The 16,328-nt window shown below is 46.8% G+C and carries 14 protein-coding genes; 5 read left to right on the top strand and 9 right to left on the bottom strand.

All coding sequences use genetic code 11. From position 1 onward, the window contains the following. Positions 1–39: 39 nt before the first annotated feature. The 3 genes from AC1XTG_RS13990 to AC1XTG_RS13980 form a co-directional block, all read right to left on the bottom strand. Entirely contained in the window at positions 40–1,581 is a 1,542-nt protein-coding gene (locus AC1XTG_RS13990) for a YifB family Mg chelatase-like AAA ATPase (protein WP_056290897.1), read from the bottom strand. Between the two features lie 183 nt (positions 1,582–1,764). Beyond that, the gene (locus AC1XTG_RS13985; RefSeq protein WP_056290895.1) at positions 1,765–2,613 is read right to left on the bottom strand and encodes a TIGR01459 family HAD-type hydrolase; all 849 of its coding nucleotides are present in this window, start codon (positions 2,611–2,613) and stop codon (positions 1,765–1,767) included. Positions 2,614–2,646: 33 nt separating this feature from the next. Next, a complete protein-coding gene (locus AC1XTG_RS13980) occupies positions 2,647–3,687 on the bottom strand; it encodes an aminoglycoside phosphotransferase/kinase family protein (protein ID WP_056290893.1) in 1,041 nt (346 codons plus the stop codon). A gap of 151 nt (positions 3,688–3,838) precedes the next feature. Here AC1XTG_RS13980 and AC1XTG_RS13975 point away from each other — a divergent pair, with 151 nt between their 5' ends. Continuing rightward, positions 3,839–4,831 carry a 1-acyl-sn-glycerol-3-phosphate acyltransferase gene (locus tag AC1XTG_RS13975; protein ID WP_056290891.1) on the top strand — a complete coding sequence of 331 codons (993 nt, stop codon included), beginning with the start codon at positions 3,839–3,841 and terminating at the stop codon, positions 4,829–4,831. On the opposite strand, the gene AC1XTG_RS13970 is transcribed toward AC1XTG_RS13975, so the two are convergent. Beyond that, complete coding sequence (locus AC1XTG_RS13970; RefSeq protein ID WP_056290889.1) at positions 4,828–5,883, bottom strand: VOC family protein; 1,056 nt, start codon at positions 5,881–5,883, stop codon at positions 4,828–4,830. The genes AC1XTG_RS13975 and AC1XTG_RS13970 overlap by 4 nt on opposite strands. A 276-nt stretch (positions 5,884–6,159) precedes the next feature. Between AC1XTG_RS13970 and aroB the strand changes: the two genes are divergently transcribed. Both aroB and AC1XTG_RS13960 read left to right on the top strand, forming a co-directional pair. After that, on the top strand, positions 6,160–7,194 hold the full coding sequence (gene aroB / locus AC1XTG_RS13965; RefSeq protein ID WP_056290887.1) for a 3-dehydroquinate synthase: 1,035 nt from the start codon (positions 6,160–6,162) through the stop codon (positions 7,192–7,194). A gap of 94 nt (positions 7,195–7,288) precedes the next feature. Further along, a complete protein-coding gene (locus AC1XTG_RS13960) occupies positions 7,289–7,858 on the top strand; it encodes a DUF4136 domain-containing protein (protein WP_056290885.1) in 570 nt (189 codons plus the stop codon). A gap of 137 nt (positions 7,859–7,995) precedes the next feature. Here the strand turns inward: AC1XTG_RS13960 and mraY are convergent, their stop codons facing one another. From mraY to rsmH, 5 genes are all read right to left on the bottom strand, one after another. After that, positions 7,996–9,210, bottom strand: a complete 1,215-nt coding sequence (gene mraY, locus AC1XTG_RS13955; protein WP_056290883.1) for a phospho-N-acetylmuramoyl-pentapeptide-transferase — start codon at positions 9,208–9,210, stop codon at positions 7,996–7,998. 72 nt (positions 9,211–9,282) lie between these two features. Further along, complete coding sequence (locus AC1XTG_RS13950) at positions 9,283–10,764, bottom strand: UDP-N-acetylmuramoyl-L-alanyl-D-glutamate--2,6-diaminopimelate ligase (protein WP_056290882.1); 1,482 nt, start codon at positions 10,762–10,764, stop codon at positions 9,283–9,285. A 7-nt stretch (positions 10,765–10,771) separates the two neighbouring features. Then, positions 10,772–12,916: a penicillin-binding protein gene (locus AC1XTG_RS13945; protein WP_484842407.1), complete on the bottom strand. Its 2,145-nt coding sequence runs from the start codon at positions 12,914–12,916 to the stop codon at positions 10,772–10,774. 48 nt (positions 12,917–12,964) lie between these two features. Continuing rightward, positions 12,965–13,378: an FtsL-like putative cell division protein gene (locus tag AC1XTG_RS13940; RefSeq protein WP_056290878.1), complete on the bottom strand. Its 414-nt coding sequence runs from the start codon at positions 13,376–13,378 to the stop codon at positions 12,965–12,967. 22 nt (positions 13,379–13,400) lie between these two features. Next, on the bottom strand, positions 13,401–14,333 hold the full coding sequence (gene rsmH, locus AC1XTG_RS13935) for a 16S rRNA (cytosine(1402)-N(4))-methyltransferase RsmH (RefSeq protein ID WP_484842406.1): 933 nt from the start codon (positions 14,331–14,333) through the stop codon (positions 13,401–13,403). Between the two features lie 139 nt (positions 14,334–14,472). On the opposite strand from rsmH, the gene AC1XTG_RS13930 reads away from it, so the two are divergent. Both AC1XTG_RS13930 and AC1XTG_RS13925 read left to right on the top strand, forming a co-directional pair. Next, positions 14,473–15,717, top strand: coding sequence for a TlpA disulfide reductase family protein (locus tag AC1XTG_RS13930; RefSeq protein ID WP_484842405.1), 1,245 nt, complete (start codon positions 14,473–14,475; stop codon positions 15,715–15,717). 138 nt (positions 15,718–15,855) lie between these two features. Next, positions 15,856–16,326, top strand: coding sequence for a MarR family winged helix-turn-helix transcriptional regulator (locus tag AC1XTG_RS13925; RefSeq protein WP_484842404.1), 471 nt, complete (start codon positions 15,856–15,858; stop codon positions 16,324–16,326). The last annotated feature ends 2 nt before the right edge of the window (positions 16,327–16,328 follow it).

Here is a 16,328-nt window from a genome sequence, read left to right as displayed (position 1 = left end):
AACAAATTTAAGGTTTAAAAAAATTGAATAATGAGATCCTTATCCAGCCCAGTTCTCCCGATCTAAACTCCGGTACTGGATCGCCTCGGCGAGGTGCTCTACTTTGATTGATTCACTGCCGGCGAGATCGGCGATCGTGCGGGAGACTTTCAGAATGCGGTCATAGGCGCGGGCTGAGAGCCCCAGCCTTTCCATTGCCTTACGCAAAAGCGTCTTTCCTGCTTCTTCAATCACGCAGATTTCCTTTACCATTTCCGGTGTCATCATCGCATTGGAATAAATCTCTTTTTTGTCCTTAAAACGCTCCGTTTGCATAAGCCGAGCACGAATCACGCGCTCCCGTATTTCAGCGCTGCTCTCGGATTTCCGGGTAGATGATATCTGGTCGAACGACACCGGCGTAACTTCCACGTGCAAGTCGATGCGGTCAAGCAATGGACCGCTGATCTTGTTGAGGTACTTTTGAACAACTCCCGGCCCGCATACACACTCCCTGTCAGGGTGATTGTAATAGCCGCAAGGGCAGGGGTTCATACTTGCAATGAGCATGAAGTTGGCCGGGTACTCCACCGCCATTTTGGCCCGGGAAATGCATACTTTTCTTTCTTCCAGCGGCTGCCGCATTACTTCCAGCACTGTTCGCTTGAATTCGGGCAGCTCGTCCAAAAACAGCACGCCGTTATGCGCCAGTGATATTTCCCCCGGCTGCGGATAACTCCCGCCTCCCACCAGCGCAACATCGCTGATCGAATGGTGCGGCGCACGAAACGGCCGGCGCGAAACGAGGGTAGCGCGCTGCCCCAGCTTGCCTGCCACTGAATGGATTTTGGTAGTTTCCAATGCTTCGGGCAAACTGAGTGGAGGCAAAATACTGGGTATCCGTTTTGCCAGCATTGTTTTGCCGGCTCCCGGCGGACCAATCATGATCGCATTATGCCCGCCCGCCGCTGTAATTTCAAGTGCGCGTTTGATATTCTCCTGACCTTGTACATGCTCAAAATCAGCATCATACTCGTTCTGATTGGCAAAGAACAAATCGCGCGTATCAACCTTTACAGGTGGTATATCCAGCTTTCCTTCAAAAAACGCGATTGCATCGGGCAGATTTTCGACGGGTATTACATCGATATTATTGACAATTGCGGCTTCATATGCATTTTCAGCGGGCAGGATCACTCCTTTAAAACCCTGCTTCCGTGCTTCAATGGCGATCGGGAGCACTCCTTTTATCGGACGCAGAATCCCGTCCAGCGAAAGTTCCCCCAGGATAATATAGTCTTCCAAACTCCGCTCACAGGTCAGCTGCTCGGAGGTGAGTAGCGTACAAAGTGCAATCGGCAGATCGTATGCAGAACCTTCTTTACGGATATCGGCAGGCGCGAGGTTAACGACCAGTTTCTGCCTCGGCATTTTATAACCAAAGTATTTGAGAGACGCCTCCACCCGCTGCTGGCTCTCCTTCACCGCACTATCCGCCAGCCCGACCATAAAGAAGCCGAGTCCCTGCCCTACATTAACTTCGATGGTGATGATGGTAGCATCTACGCCGAACACGGCGCTTCCGTAAGTTTTAGCTAACATGTGTGTGTTACTTTGAGTAAAAACAGATTAAGTCAGGCAAACAGCCTGCATAGTACAAACCAAGTGAAATTTTAGGTCCAGACAACAAGGAACCTTCACAGCCGATAGTCAACGGCTGGAACAGATGTGCAAATGGGGCGCATGGATTAACCTTCGGAAGCTGCGTAGCTTCCCTGAATGTACTTATTCAACCACTGCAGACACAGAGATATAGGTTGGAATGATGCCCGTAGCCCTGATACGCACCTCGGCATCTTCGGCCTGTGTATTCCCGGTCAGTACCAGCGCGGTATCAAGCCCGAATTTATTACCTCCGAGAATGTCGGTATGCAGGGTATCTCCCACCATGAGAATGTTCCGCTTGCTTACGTTCGGATAGTTTTTAATGTGCTGATAAGCAAAAATGAACATCTGCGGATCAGGTTTTCCAAAGCGGATGAACTGTCTCCCGATCGTGTCTTCAATCATTTTTGCCAATGCACCTACTGCGATGGAAAGGCGGTTCTTTGAAGCAGGGTATGTTTTGTCAGTATTGGCTACAATGACAGGAATGTTTCGTTTACGAAGCAGGTTCAGGGTTTTTGTCAAATCCGTGTTCCAGTCAAAACCTTCATCATCCAGAAAAACAAGCGCATTAATGCTGGCTGCCTCGTCAAGGTTCACCTGGCGGATTGAAATGGTTTTTAACCCTAGCGTTTCAATGTAATGCGCAGAATTGTCGGTACCCACATAAGCCACGAGCCCGTCACGGAATTTGTAGTCGAGGTATTCACGGGCCAGCATTCCCGAAGAAATGATCCGGTCGGCTGTCACATCATTGATACCCATTTTGAAGTACGAATCAGCGAGCTGTTCCGGACTGCGGGAAGCATCATTGGTCACCACGTAAAAATCTTTCCCGGTATCATTCAGGTACTGAAAAGTTTTCTCAATCCCCGGAATCAACCCGTTGTAAGTTTTTAGAACACCGAAGGCATCAAAGAATATGACATCATATTTAGAAATAACTGATCTGAAATTGTCAAGAACCATAGTAAAGGAAGTGAAAGTGTGGCCTGCGAAAGCCTATATATTTAATCTTTTGAGAATTTTGTCCGCGTCAAAACCATCAATGGACGGAAAATAAAGCTCGTATGCTTCTTTCTGAAGCTTGGCGCAGTAAGCCCGGTGGAAGAAGTATTTCCCGTATTTTATCACATAATTCAGGATAAAGAACCGGTAAGCTTCCTTCATAAACCGCACCTCACGCTCCGTTAAGGGATATATCTTATGGTATTCTTCAAGGAAAATCATAAAGCGTTCTTCCATCAGCGGCCCGATTAGATAACTGAAAACCGTCTTGTCGCCCACATTGGAACAAACCCGGCTGAAGAAATAGAAATCCATTACCCTGGACGAGACACGAAACCAGTCGTAGTCCCATCTTGAAAAGAGTTTCAGGTCGTCTGTTACCGAAAAATTCCCGATGTTCCAGTCTACGAAAACGGGCATCAGATCGAATCCGCTTACATTGAGGCGCTGTATATTTTTCATAAATATATCGCATTGCCTTTTGAGGATGTTGATATAGCCACGGTGTTCATACTGCCCCGTATCCGTTTCAAGAATATCCAGCAAGTGCTGAATATCGGTCCTCAGGTTTTTGGAAGATTTGGGAATAGACCGGCCTGCTCGAAAACACGCCTGGTGGAACTTCGCGGCCTCGGCACCCAGCTTCCTGATCTGGTCTTCATTCAACCGGCGGGGCAAACGGTTAGCCGCCCTGATCGGATTGTAAAAAACGACCCAGGTATCCACAAAATCCTCCTGGTAACGATATGTATAAACCTGATTGTTCTTAAAAAGTGATTTGGCGAGTACGTTTTCAAAAGGGTAAAGCAGGTTATTGGAAAGCGCCTGTATAATGCGATGATCCTCCTTGAAATGCTCGTATTTACCAAAATATGACAGCTTGGCGATTACTTTATCATCATTGTCCAGTGTTACCCTGAAAACATGGTTGGTAGATACCCTCGCACTGATATCTTCTACAAACTTGACACCGATCGAATTATCAAAACCAGCCCAGGCCTGACGGATAATTGCCGGATAATCTTTTAAACGCATTGCTTTATATGTTACAATTTAGCCTGTCGATGTTCTTATTGCCAGTTACAAGCAGTTTCAAAGTTAGCAACTTCAATGCGCCTATAAGGAAAGCTGACTGGATAAATAAAAAAATAATCACATAATTTTGTAAAAACTTACCGCATTCATTTTGTTTTACTACTTCTCCCGTTTTCTCGTTCGTCTGGCATTGCCGATTTATTTAAGAAAGCTTTGCGTCTCGCATTTCGACAGGTTGCCAAAAGGAAAGCCGCTGCTTCTGGCTTCCAATCACCCTGATTCTTTTTTCGATGCGGTTGTGATCGGCTCGGTGCTGAGCCAGCCAATTCATACATTGACACGCGGGGATGTTTTCAAGAAAAAGGCGGCTGCTTTCTGGTTAAGGCAGATCAACCTGATACCTGTTTTCCGTGGCTCGGAAGGGCGGCAGTACGTCAAAAATCACGATGTGACGGCCCAGGAAAGTCACGATGCATTAAAGAAAAATGATGCTGTTGTGGTGTTTTCAGAAGGTATCTGTGTCAATGAATGGCGCTTGCGCCCGCTGGGAAAAGGCACAGCCAGAATGGCGTATAAAATCTGGTTCGGAGAAGATGCATTGCCGCAAATGAAAGTAATACCGACCGGGCTCAACTATGAGAATTTTCGCGGGCCTCATAAACGTGTCGCATTGAAATTCGGTCAGCCAATCAGTCAGGACGAGATTCATACCAGTCCGCAGGAATATGAAAAGTGGCTCCGGGAGTTCAATGAGATTTTGGAACGAAAAATGAATGAGGTAATCCTCACAATCCCGGCAGAAGCCTCGGTACAGGAGCGCAACAGAATACTCGATTCCTTTTTCAGCGACTGCACAGTTCCGCCGCGCACCAATCCTGTTATGCGAGGATTAGGCTGGATCGGCAGGATGATCCACGCGCCGCTTTACTCATTCTTCACAAAAAAGACCGCCCAGTTAACCGGACGGTCTGTATTTTACGATTCCGTATTATTTGGAATGCTGATGTACCTGTATCCCGTAATCGTCACGCTCCTCGCATTGATTATCGGCGCATTTGCTGGGTGGTCGACTGCATTAATCGTCTTTTTCGGCTTGCCGCTGCTTGCCTGGATTGGCAGCAGGTACAAAGTGATCAAACATTAATCTTTCACACGGCCGAAACCCATTGTTTTCAACATCCAGTCGGGGAGCGGCTTCTGCGTTTTTCGTTTTTGTAAATCCATAAACCAGCCGATTTTCTTCAAGATTGGTACCTTATGTGTTTCTACCAGCTCGATCAATGTGCCGTCAGGATCTTCCAGATACGCAAAACGCCCGGCCGCTGCTTCCATTCCGAAAGAGCTTTCGCTGTCGATTGTGAATGGGTAACCCTGCGATTGCAACTTGCTTTTTAGGGCATTCATATCAAGTGTGTCAAAGCACAAGTGAATGTAGCCGCAATCTCCCCAGTAACGGTTTTCGAATATTTTTTTGGGAGTCCGGTCCAGCGCCTGGACCAGCTCGATCTGAATATCGCCCAACAACTTACTGAATGCACCTTCAGGGGTAAATTTCTTGCGGAGCAGCATTCTGCGGAATTGCTGGTTTGGCAGGGACGATGGTATATCCGAGAAAACGCCGGTTTCGTCATAAACCACTTCCAGCGGTTGTAACAAGCTTTTATAAAAGGCAAGGGATTGATCAATATCTGAAACGCCCACTACCACACCCGCAACTCCTCCTATCGGCGAGCCCGTTTTTTGAAACCACGTATTGTCTGTTGTAATCTGAAAGATATTACCGTAAGGATCATTTCCCCAGAAACCTTCGCCTTCCGGCAGCTTCACAATCGGTCCTACTTTCTCTTTCGACTGACTTTTTATCCACGCATGCGCTTTATGAACGTCAGGCGCCTTGAAGCGGATCGCATTGATCCCCAGATCGCCTGGCTCGACCTTAAAGCCAGGTAGCTGAGACTGGCGGCTGGTGAATGACCAGATTTCCAGCCCGCCTCCGCCAGCCATATTGATGGCGAGCACAGCATGCCGCTGATGTACTTTTCCGCCCGTGTAGGGGATCATCAAAGGAGCCTCTGCCTTTTCGTCAAAAACCGGTACGTCAAAGCCCAGTACCTGCCGGTACCACTTCCATGCGTCGGGCACGTTTTGAACACCTATTCCTACTTGTTGGATTCCTGAGATCAGTGCAGCACTCATTCGTTGAGGGAAAAAATTGGATCAATTGCTTAAACTTGGAAAGGCAATTTTACGAAATAAAACGCAAACCAGCGGCCGTGTGGCACAGTTGCCGGCAAAATGTGGAGTGTAGAAAATTTTTCTGATCAACAAAGCTGAAAGCTTTCTTTGATGAACATTATAATTCCTATCTTTAAATGAGATTTCCAGAATTTTATTTCAAAAAACGTGAAATCTACGCATCCATTTGGATGCGCTCATCGTATCTGTGATGAGCTTGTCTCAATTCAACCTGGAATGAATCAGTCAGTTATCATTGCGCCGATAAGCGAAAGCTTGCCGGATTTTTTAAGTGCCGCCAATTATTCGAAAGTCGTTGTTATTGCCGATAGTAATACCAAAAAGTATTGTTATCCGACTTTGAAAGAGGTTTTACCAAAACATACCGTCGTCACAGTTCCAAGCGGCGAAGCGAATAAGACTTTGTCGACCTGTGAGAAGATCTGGGAGGCAATGACAAAAGAAGAACTTGACCGGCACGCATTAGTCATCAATATAGGTGGCGGGGTGATCGGAGATATGGGCGGTTTTTGCGCGGCAGTTTACAAACGTGGAATAGATTTTATACAGGTGCCGACGACCTTGCTTTCACAGGTTGATGCCAGTGTCGGAGGGAAATTGGGAATTGATTTTCAGGGTTTTAAAAACCACTTAGGTGTTTTTAATATTCCAAAAAGTGTTTTGATCGACCCTTCTTTTCTAGGCAGCTTACCTGAGAGAGAAGTTAGGTCGGGATTCGCAGAAATCATCAAGCACTGTCTGATTGCAGATGCTGCGAAATGGGACGAAATCAGACAAAAAGATTTTGAAACGCAGAAATGGCCTGACCTCATCGCGCATTCCGTAAAGATCAAGCAGAACGTGGTAGACCAGGATCCAACTGAGAAAGGGCTGCGTAAGATCCTGAATTTCGGACATACGCTGGGGCATGCGGTAGAAACCTGCTTCTTGAACAAATCGGCAAATAAAAGGCTTTACCACGGCGAAGCGATCGCAATCGGGATGATCATGGAAAGTTATCTGTCGTTTGAGCGTAAAATGATCACACAGGATACGCTGACCGAGATCGAAGAATTCATTTTCGCGACTTACGGAAAAGTGAAGATCAGTAGCGAAGATGTCGAGGAAATCATTGCATTGACGAAGCAGGATAAAAAGAACAGAGGAAAAGAAGTGCGGTTTTCATTGCTGAAAGGAGCAGGGCAATGTGCGTATGATATAGTAGTTACAGCTCCTGAAATGCGTAAATCAATAGCTTATTATTTGGGATAGTTTTTACCAGGAGTCAGTTATAAGTTATTGGTTAGAATGTTTTGTATCAAACGATTACAGATATATTTTATTCAACCTGACAAATTAAACGCTTATGCTGAGGTCTATTTCTATCTATTCTGCACTACTTCTTGTAATGATCATAGCGGGCTGCTCCAGCGGCCGGAAAGTGTTCGTTGAGCACGATTACAGTTACGAAACCAATTTCAAAGATTACTCTTCCTATACGTTCCTGGAATGTGAACGTGATACCAACAACCTTTGTACCGAGATCTACGAAGCGATTCGCCGGCAAATGCAGGTGCGTGGGTACAAACTCACGGCAGACAAACCTACGCTGCTGGTTAACTACGGAATTTTCTACGATAACCTTCGCTATCAGGGCTATATGCAGCCGGTTATTAAAAACTGGGTGGATACTGAAAATGACGGCTTCCGCTATGAACCTATCAAATATGCACTAGACAAGGGAACACTGATCGTGTCGCTAATCGACGCGGAGAGCGACCAGGTAGTTTGGAGAGGTTATGCGTCGGGAATCTTCAAAGGGGTTGAAAACTCAAATAACCATTACAGAAGCGTCGTAAGGCGGATTTTTGATCAATATCCACTTTTCGCGAAAGGCTACGATCCAAGAAGATACAGCGAGGCCGTAGGGCGCTAAGCCGTCCGCTTTAGCCCGGTAGCCGTCGGCTGAAGCCGACGGACAGGAACTTGCTAATCTTTTACCGTCGGCTTTAGCCGACGGCTTGAAACTAGCGAGCTCTAAGCTAAGGCTTAAAACAAAAAAGGGCTCACCTTTTACCGTAACTTCAGCGTCGCAAGCGTTAGGATTGCCAGGATAATTCCTACGATCCAGAACCTGGTTACGATTTTTGACTCGTGGATTCCCCTTTTCTGATAATGATGGTGCAGGGGCGACATCAGGAATATGCGCCTGCCTTCGCCGTATTTTCGCTTTGTATATTTGAAATAGCTGACTTGCATGATCACCGACATGTTTTCAGCTATGAAAATGCCGCACATAATAGGAATAAGCCATTCTTTACGGATTGCGAGCGCGATTACAGCAATTACCCCGCCCAGCATCAAGCTGCCCGTATCACCCATAAATACTTGCGCGGGGTATGCATTATACCATAAAAACCCGACACAGGCACCTATAAATGCCGCACAGAAAATCACCAGCTCACCTGAGTTTGGAATGTACATAATGTTCAGATACTGCGAGAACTTGGTATTACCTGAAAGATAAGCCAGTACCCCGAGCGTCAATGCAATAATACCCGAAACACCTGCCGCGAGGCCGTCAATTCCGTCTGTTATATTCGCCCCATTCGAAATGGCGGTAATGATAAAAATGGCGACGATCGTGTAAATCACCCAGGTATATTCTTCCGGCAGCCAACCAAAAAGCAATGTCTTATAATCAAATTCATTGTTTTTGGTAAAAGGGATTGTCGTGACTGTCGGGTGAATAATGTCGCGGTAGCGCTGGATTTCGCCTAAACTTGAACTAAGTAACGGTTGATCATATATCCTGATCCGCACGCTGTCATTAAAAGACAGCGTGACACCCACGATAATACCTAATCCCACCTGGCCAACAATCTTGAAGCGGCCATGCAGCCCGTCTTTGTTATTTTTGAATTTCTTGAGATAATCGTCTATAAACCCGATCAAACCAGTCCAAATGGCAGTTATGATCAGCAATACAATGTAAACATTGGTGAGTTTTGCGAAGAGGATTACCGGGATCAGCAGCGAAGCCAGGATGATAAAGCCGCCCATTGTTGGAGTACCCGCTTTTTCCATTTGTCCGGCCAGCCCAAGGTCACGGATCGACTCGCCCATTTGCTTTCTCCTCAAAAAATTGATTATCGACTTACCATAAGTGGCAGCAATAAAAAGTGACAGCACAGTTGCTCCCAATGCGCGGAAAGAAATGTACTGGAACACCCCCGCGCCGGGTATATTGAAGTTCCTGTCCAGATAATCAAATAGGTAATAGAGCATGAAAAAGCTTATTGGGGGTGACGGCTGCAAAGTTGGGGCTTTTCCAAGACTACGCAAAAAGCCATTGTGTTTTTAATTGGAATACCGCTTTTCGAACACTTCGAGCAATATTTCCTTGTCATCAAAATGGTGTTTGACGCCCTGTATATCCTGATAATTCTCGTGGCCTTTACCTGCAATCAATATAATGTCACCCGGATTTGCCGCCAATCCGGCTTTGAAAATCGCTTCCCGGCGGTCGGCAATGGTAGTTGTTTTTTTATAGTCCAGTGGCGGTACCCCTTTCTGCATTTGTTCCAGAATGTCCATTGGATCTTCAAACCTCGGGTTATCCGAAGTCAGAATTACCTTATTGCTGAACTTGCATGCAATAGCAGCCATTTTCGGCCGCTTTTCAGCATCGCGGTTTCCTCCGCAGCCCACAACGGTAATCACCTGCTCATTTCCATTCCGTAAATGCGTGATTGTTTCCAGTACATTTTCAAGTGCATCGGGGGTATGTGCATAATCCACGATCCCGACGATCTCATCGGCAGAATGGAATTGCTCAAATCTGCCGGGAGGACTTTTCAGGTTAGACAATTCGGTCAGTACCAGATCTTCCTTCTCACCCAGCAAAACCGCCGCCCCGTATACTGAAAGCAGATTGTATGCATTAAACCGGCCAATCACCCTGAACCAGACTTCCTGGTTGTTCACATCCATATGCATGCCGGCCAGCGTATCGGAAATGATCTTTCCCTTGAAAGTCGCGAGTGTCTGCAAAGAATAGGTTTCAATTCTCGCCTTTGTATTCTGCACCATTACAGCTCCTCTGCGGTCGTCGATATTCACCAATGCAAAAGCACCTTTCGGCAGCTGATCAAAAAAGCCTTTTTTGGCAGCGATATAGTTGTCAAAGGTTTTATGGAAATCAAGATGGTCGTGGGTGATGTTGGTAAAAATACCACCGGCAAATTGAAGACCTGTAATCCTGTGCTGCGCCACTGAATGCGAGCTCACTTCCATGAACACGTGCGTGCAGTTTTTAGCCGCCATTTGCGAAAGCAGGTGATTCAATGCAATGGAATCAGGCGTGGTATGCGTAGAGGCGATTACCTCGTCTTCGATCTGGTTTTGAACAGTAGAAAGCAGCCCGCACCGGTAGCCCAGCGCGCGGAACAGCTGAAAAAGGAAGGTCGCAACCGACGTTTTTCCATTGGTCCCTGTCACTCCCACCAGTTTTACCTTTCTGGAAGGATGTCCGTAAAAAGCAGAGGCGATGAGTCCCATTGCTGCCGCCGAGTCCTCTACCTGGATATAGGTGACGTGCTCACTGATTTGCACGGGCAGTTCTTCACATAAAATGGCACTCGCGCCCATTTCTGTTGCTTTCCCAATATACTGGTGCCCGTCTGTCTGCGTTCCTCTGAGTGCCACGAACAGACTGCCGCGAAGAATTTTGCGTGAGTCAAGTACAAGTGCATTGACCGTTATATCATCAGAACCCGTTACCTGGGCACCGTTCACGTCAGAAAGAAGCGTACTTAGTTTTTTATCCTGATTGTTGTCCATCAAGAGGCTACTGTAAGGTTAATAGTATTGTTTTAATTCCCTCCTTGTTGGCACCTGGCGGCAACGATTGTTCCACCACCTTACCCGATCCCTTGAAAGTTACTTTATACCCTTTGTTCTCCAACAGATAAAGCGCATCCCGCATCGACATTCCCTGCAAATCGGGCACTTCTTTGGATAGTACATCGGCAGACCGCCAGTTTGTTTTCCCCTTTTTGTAAAGGGAAGCAGCCGCGTATTCCGCATCTTCCGGCGCAGGTGTAAGTTTCAGTTCTTTGCTGATCACCCTCAGATCAGAAGTTCTGCCCGCCCATTTAACAGGCTTGGATTCTTCCGGAATGGAATCTTTAACCGGCTTCTGAATGCCCACTTCGGAAGCATAAATGCGGTCGGCTACTTCTTTGAACACCGGCGCCGCTACACTACCCGCATACCGGGTATAGTCTGCACCCGAGCTCTTGGGATTGTCAATTACCACAATGCAGCTGTACTTGGGTTTATCAGCAGGGAAGTAACCTGCGAACGAAGTATAGTTCTTTCCTTCGGTATAAATGCCATTGATCAGCTTCCTGGCGGTTCCGGTTTTTCCCGCAATCTGGTACAAGTCGCTTTTTATGTGTTTTGCCAAACCGTTATTCACAACACCTTCCAGCATTTTCTTCACTTTGCGGACTGTTTCAGGCGAGCAAATCGGCTTTTCCGTTACATAAGGCTCCATTTTATCTTCGATCTCCTCCGCATTACGGATTTCTTTCACGATCATCGGCCGCACCCAGTAACCATCGTTTGCCACTGCATTATAGAGTGCCAGCGTTTGGAGTGGCGTCATTTGCATTTCATAACCATGCGCCATGTAGTACATCGAGTAAGAGCTCCATTGCTTTGAAGCAGGAGTACGTATCAGTGGTGGCTTTTCGCCTTTCATCTGGATATCGGTAGGTTCCGTCAGGTGAAATTGTTTGAGGTAAGCCAGGTACTTATCAGGTTTATTGGCAAAATACCGCATCATCAGCTGTACAATCCCGATGTTCGACGATTTTTCCAAAACCTGCGAGGCTGTGATCGTCCCAAAGCCGCCGCGGTGTGCATCGCGGATGATATTAGCCCGAAACCGCATTGCACCATTTCCCGTATTCACCATGATCTTGTCAGGGTCCATGTGCGTCTCTTCGAGAAGCGCCATCATCGTCGCCAGCTTGAATGTCGAACCCGGGTCATTGCTGCCGGCCAGTGCATAGTTGAAAACCTCTTCGTATTTATTGTCGCCACGTTTGGTCAGGTTCGCCATAGCACGGATTTCACCTGTTTTTACTTCCATGATCACCACAGAACCAAAGTCTGCATCCATTTCCGTCAGCTTCCGGCGCAATGCAATCTCGGCCATATCCTGGATCTTCATGTCGAGGGTAGTGTACACATCCCGGCCGGCCTGCGGCTGTACATTCAACGCGTCCCCCACCGGGATTTTCATTCCGCCTTCGACCATTTCTACCCAGCCTATCCCCGACTTTCCTTCCAGGATTTTGTCAAAACTGGCTTCAAGACCGATATAGCCCCGCCCGGTTTTCGGATCGATCCCGCCGATCGTGCGGTCCGCCATCGGACTATATGGTTTGTAGCGTTTGTAGATCGTTTCAAACTTACCTCCACCGCCTTTTCTGTTTTTGGCAAAAAACGGCCACTGCTTGATCTTCTCGCGTTCGAGGTAACTGATCTCACGACTTTTCAGGCGCAGGTACCTTTTCGATTTGCTTACGCGATATTTCAGGATCTTACTGCGGTAACCCGCTGCTGTGTTTTCTTTGAAGCTCCTGGCGAGCAAGGAAGCGAGCTCATCCAGGTGATCGTAGAAGTAGGTAGAGTCGGCTACTTTCGTGTCCAGACCAACGAAGTAGTAAGGCAGCGAAGTGGCTAGCAGGCTTTTATCATTGGAATAGATATTCCCGCGCATTGCAGGGATCGTGTCGAGTTTCAGGTCATTTTTTACAGAATACTCAGCCCAGGTTTTGCCTTTGAACTCGTCATAATACTGTACGCGGATCAGCTTTACGAAAACAAGTATAGCCAGCACGAACAACAGCCAGCCGACAGTCCGCGCCCTGTTAATAAGTGCCTTCTTGTTGTTTTGACCACTTTCGATTTCGTTCTTCATACCGGGAAGAAAAAATTACTTTTGACGATTTTCAGAGTTGAATGCGGATTAATATTCGTCTGCCTTGACAAAGATCTTTTTAGGAGGGGTCAGGTTTTCTTCCAGGCCGGTCGCCTTTACTTTTTCGATAATAACCGACTGTTTTTTGCTTTTCTGATATTCGGAATGGACCGAATGGTACTCGGCCCGCAGATCGTCCACTTCCTTTTTGAGCTTGATACTATTCCGCACATACTGCTCAGACTGAAATCCGATCCGCTCGTAAGCGACCAGCAGGATCACAACCCAGCCAAAATAGTAGAAATATTTGACTGGAAGCCGCTCTTCACGTCCGGGTGTTTTATCACCAAAGACCTTATCGAGGGGTAAAAATTTATTAAGCCAGTTAAAAAGGTGGTATTCCCGCTTCTTTTTAGGCGGTTTGGGCGCAATCGGTTTCGGTTTTCTCTTGTTCTCTGCCATTCTAATTCCTCCAAATTATCGTTCACTCAGCAAAAACCTGCTCTTTTTCGGCGATCCGCAACTTCGCACTTCTTGCACGCGGATTCCTCGCTACTTCCTCCTCAGTTGCCTCCACAGGCTTTCTGGTAACGCTGTTTAAAGGTTTTAAAACATTTCCGTAAAAGTCTTTTTCAACTTCACCGTCAAACTTTCCCTTTTGTATAAAATTTTTGACAAGCCTGTCTTCCAGCGAATGGTACGACATAACCACCAGTCTGCCACCGGGAGCAAGCACCTCGGGAACCTGTGAGAGAAACTCTTCAAGTACCAGCAACTCGTCATTTACTTCAATCCGCAATGCCTGGAAAACCTGCGCGAAATACTTGTTTTCACGATGTTTTGGCGCAAAGCGAAGCAGAATGCTTTTTAAATCATTGACCGTTTCAATGGGTGTATTGTGGCGCGCCGCGAAAATCGCATCGGCCGCTGTTCTGGCATTGGTTACTTCTCCGTACATTCCGAGAATGCGCTGCAGCTCCCGCGCCGACCTCGAATTTAAGACTTCGCGGGCAGTTTTGTCAACACCCGGGTTCATCCGCATATCGAGGTCAGCCTCAAATCTGGTGGAAAACCCTCTTTCGGGTGTATTGATCTGGTGTGAAGAAACGCCCAGGTCGGCCAGGATACCATTTACCTTTTCAGCTTTGTGCAATTTGAGATAGCGCCTCAAATGCCTGAAATTGGCAGCTATAAATGTAAAGCGGGGATCGCCTTTGAAGGCTTGTGCATTCACCGCCGCGTCGGGATCCTGGTCAAATGAAAACAGGTGACCGGTAGTAAGCTGATCAAGTATTGCCCTGGAATGCCCGCCACCGCCAAAAGTGACATCGACATAAATACCGGCCGGATCAATTTGCAATCCCTCAAGACATTCCTGTAACATAACAGGTTCGTGATAGGTACTTGGTTGATCCATTGTGAAAAGAAACGTTTTTAGGAACTAATTTTTGCCAGGCGGCAGTTACAAACTTAGCAATTTTAGATCGTAGGAATTGCGCCTTACATCGGATTTAATTTTCTTGCCGCACTTACATTTATACTATAACAAACTGTTTATGAGAGCAATCATTTCGGCAGCCTCGCTATTATTTTTAGTATTCCAAATCGGCTGCAAATCTGCCTCTGAAGCCAATCTTAAAAATGGCATCTGGAGAGCTACGCTCAACCGTGACAATCAGGAGCTTCCGTTCCTGCTCGATATATCCAAAAACGCCGACGGGAAAACGTACAACGTTTATGCATTGAACGGTGCAGAAAAACTCAGTATGGACACTGCCTATTTCGAGAACGATTCACTCGTTATTACCATGCAGCTTTTTGATGCCAAAATCGTTGCAAAAGCAGAAGAAGAACATTTAAAAGGCACTTACTACCGCCTCGCAAACGGAACTGTATCCGGTTCGCTTCCATTTGAAGCAAAATTTGGCGAGAAATATACATTCTTTAAAGAGGGACAAGCGAAGAGCACGCAGAATGTTTCCGGTAAATGGGCCACGGTTTTTATCAATGACGAAACCGGAGATTCTACCCAGGCGCTCGGGACTTTGACGCAGAAAGGAACAGAAGTAACAGGTTCATTTTTGACAACTACAGGAGACTACCGTTACTTAACCGGCAGTGTGAATGGCGATAGTTTGTACTTATCCACATTCGACGGGTCCAATGCAAAACTTTTCAAGGCCGCGGTAAAAGACGGAAAAATGAGCGGGTCTTTATGGTCAGGGATTAAAGGTTTCAGAAGCTGGAACGCGACTCTCGATCCCAATGCGATACTACCCGATCCTGTGAAGCTGACCTTCATGAAACCCGGATTCGAAACAGTTGACTTCAAATTTGCAGATCCGAGCGGAAAGGAATGGACCTTGAAAGATCCCCGTTTCGCGGGTAAGCCGGTTATTATCCAGATCCTCGGCTCGTGGTGCCCCAACTGTATGGACGAAACCAACTTCCTGCAACCCTGGTACGAAAAGAATAAAGACCGTGGCGTAGAGATCATCGGGCTTGCATTCGAACGTTCGGACAAACCGGAAGTGGCTAATCCTAAAATCACCAAAATGGTTGAGCGTTTCGGCATTCAGTACCCCGTTGTGCTGGCCGGCACAAGCACCGACGAAGCTACCGCGAAAGCGCTTCCTATGCTCAACAAAGTAATGTCCTACCCGACTACCATTTTCCTTGACAAAAAAGGGAAAGTACGCGAGATACACACCGGATTCTCAGGTCCGGGTACCGGAAAGTACTACGATGAGTTTGTCACTGAGTTCAATACGCTTATGGACAAGCTGATCAGCGAGAAGTAAGCTATTATACCCGATACACCGCGACCAGCCATCGCGGTGTATTTTTTTGACCAAAAAATAGTATGCTTGCATAATACTACTGCGGTTTTTACATTTGTGAACAAGGCTTAACTGATATCATTTAGCAGATCAAGACCAATGCGGAAAGAGAAAACGGTTGATTTTCAGATAAAACGGGCCTGGCATTCTATATCGAGAATGTACAATGCTTATGCGGCGCGTTACGACACAACCATGTCGGTGGGCTATGTGCTTTTGAATATTGACATTGAAAACGGTACACCTGCCACCAAGATCGCCCCGCTGCTCGGAATGGAGCCACGAAGCCTCGTCAGGATGCTCAAAACGTTGGAAGAGAAGGGGTTGATCAAGCGGGAGGTAAGTGAAAATGATAAACGCTTTGTAAGGATTGTACTTACCGAGCTGGGTAAGGAAAAACGCGAGCTGGCCCGCGAAGGCGTCATTTCTTTCAATACAATGGTGAGAGATAAGATACCGCTTGAAAAGCTGGTCACGTTTTTTGATGTAATAAAAGACATTAACAGGCTGGTAGAGGAAGAAAACCAGAAACTTAAAGCCGGCGAAGGCGATGCGGAAGAAGCATTCTGACT

It is taken from the genome of Dyadobacter sp. HNCC25DJ183, from assembly GCF_056895175.1.
Note: the sequence above shows the minus strand (reverse complement) of the source record. Positions and strands in the feature narration are given on the sequence as shown.

Excerpts from the sequence above, each read along its gene's own strand:
- AC1XTG_RS13945 (WP_484842407.1), bottom strand. The coding sequence starts at position 12,916 with ATGAAGAACGAAATCGAAAGTGGTCAAAACAACAAGAAGGCACTTATT.
- AC1XTG_RS13980 (WP_056290893.1), bottom strand. The coding sequence starts at position 3,687 with ATGCGTTTAAAAGATTATCCGGCAATTATCCGTCAGGCCTGGGCTGGT.
- AC1XTG_RS13930 (WP_484842405.1), top strand. The coding sequence starts at position 14,473 with ATGAGAGCAATCATTTCGGCAGCCTCGCTATTATTTTTAGTATTCCAA.
- AC1XTG_RS13970 (WP_056290889.1), bottom strand. The coding sequence starts at position 5,883 with ATGAGTGCTGCACTGATCTCAGGAATCCAACAAGTAGGAATAGGTGTT.
- AC1XTG_RS13960 (WP_056290885.1), top strand. The coding sequence starts at position 7,289 with ATGCTGAGGTCTATTTCTATCTATTCTGCACTACTTCTTGTAATGATC.
- rsmH (WP_484842406.1), bottom strand. The coding sequence starts at position 14,333 with ATGGATCAACCAAGTACCTATCACGAACCTGTTATGTTACAGGAATGT.
- AC1XTG_RS13990 (WP_056290897.1), bottom strand. The coding sequence starts at position 1,581 with ATGTTAGCTAAAACTTACGGAAGCGCCGTGTTCGGCGTAGATGCTACC.
- AC1XTG_RS13950 (WP_056290882.1), bottom strand. The coding sequence starts at position 10,764 with ATGGACAACAATCAGGATAAAAAACTAAGTACGCTTCTTTCTGACGTG.
- AC1XTG_RS13985 (WP_056290895.1), bottom strand. The coding sequence starts at position 2,613 with ATGGTTCTTGACAATTTCAGATCAGTTATTTCTAAATATGATGTCATA.
- AC1XTG_RS13940 (WP_056290878.1), bottom strand. The coding sequence starts at position 13,378 with ATGGCAGAGAACAAGAGAAAACCGAAACCGATTGCGCCCAAACCGCCT.
- AC1XTG_RS13925 (WP_484842404.1), top strand. The coding sequence starts at position 15,856 with ATGCGGAAAGAGAAAACGGTTGATTTTCAGATAAAACGGGCCTGGCAT.
- mraY (WP_056290883.1), bottom strand. The coding sequence starts at position 9,210 with ATGCTCTATTACCTATTTGATTATCTGGACAGGAACTTCAATATACCC.
- aroB (WP_056290887.1), top strand. The coding sequence starts at position 6,160 with ATGAATCAGTCAGTTATCATTGCGCCGATAAGCGAAAGCTTGCCGGAT.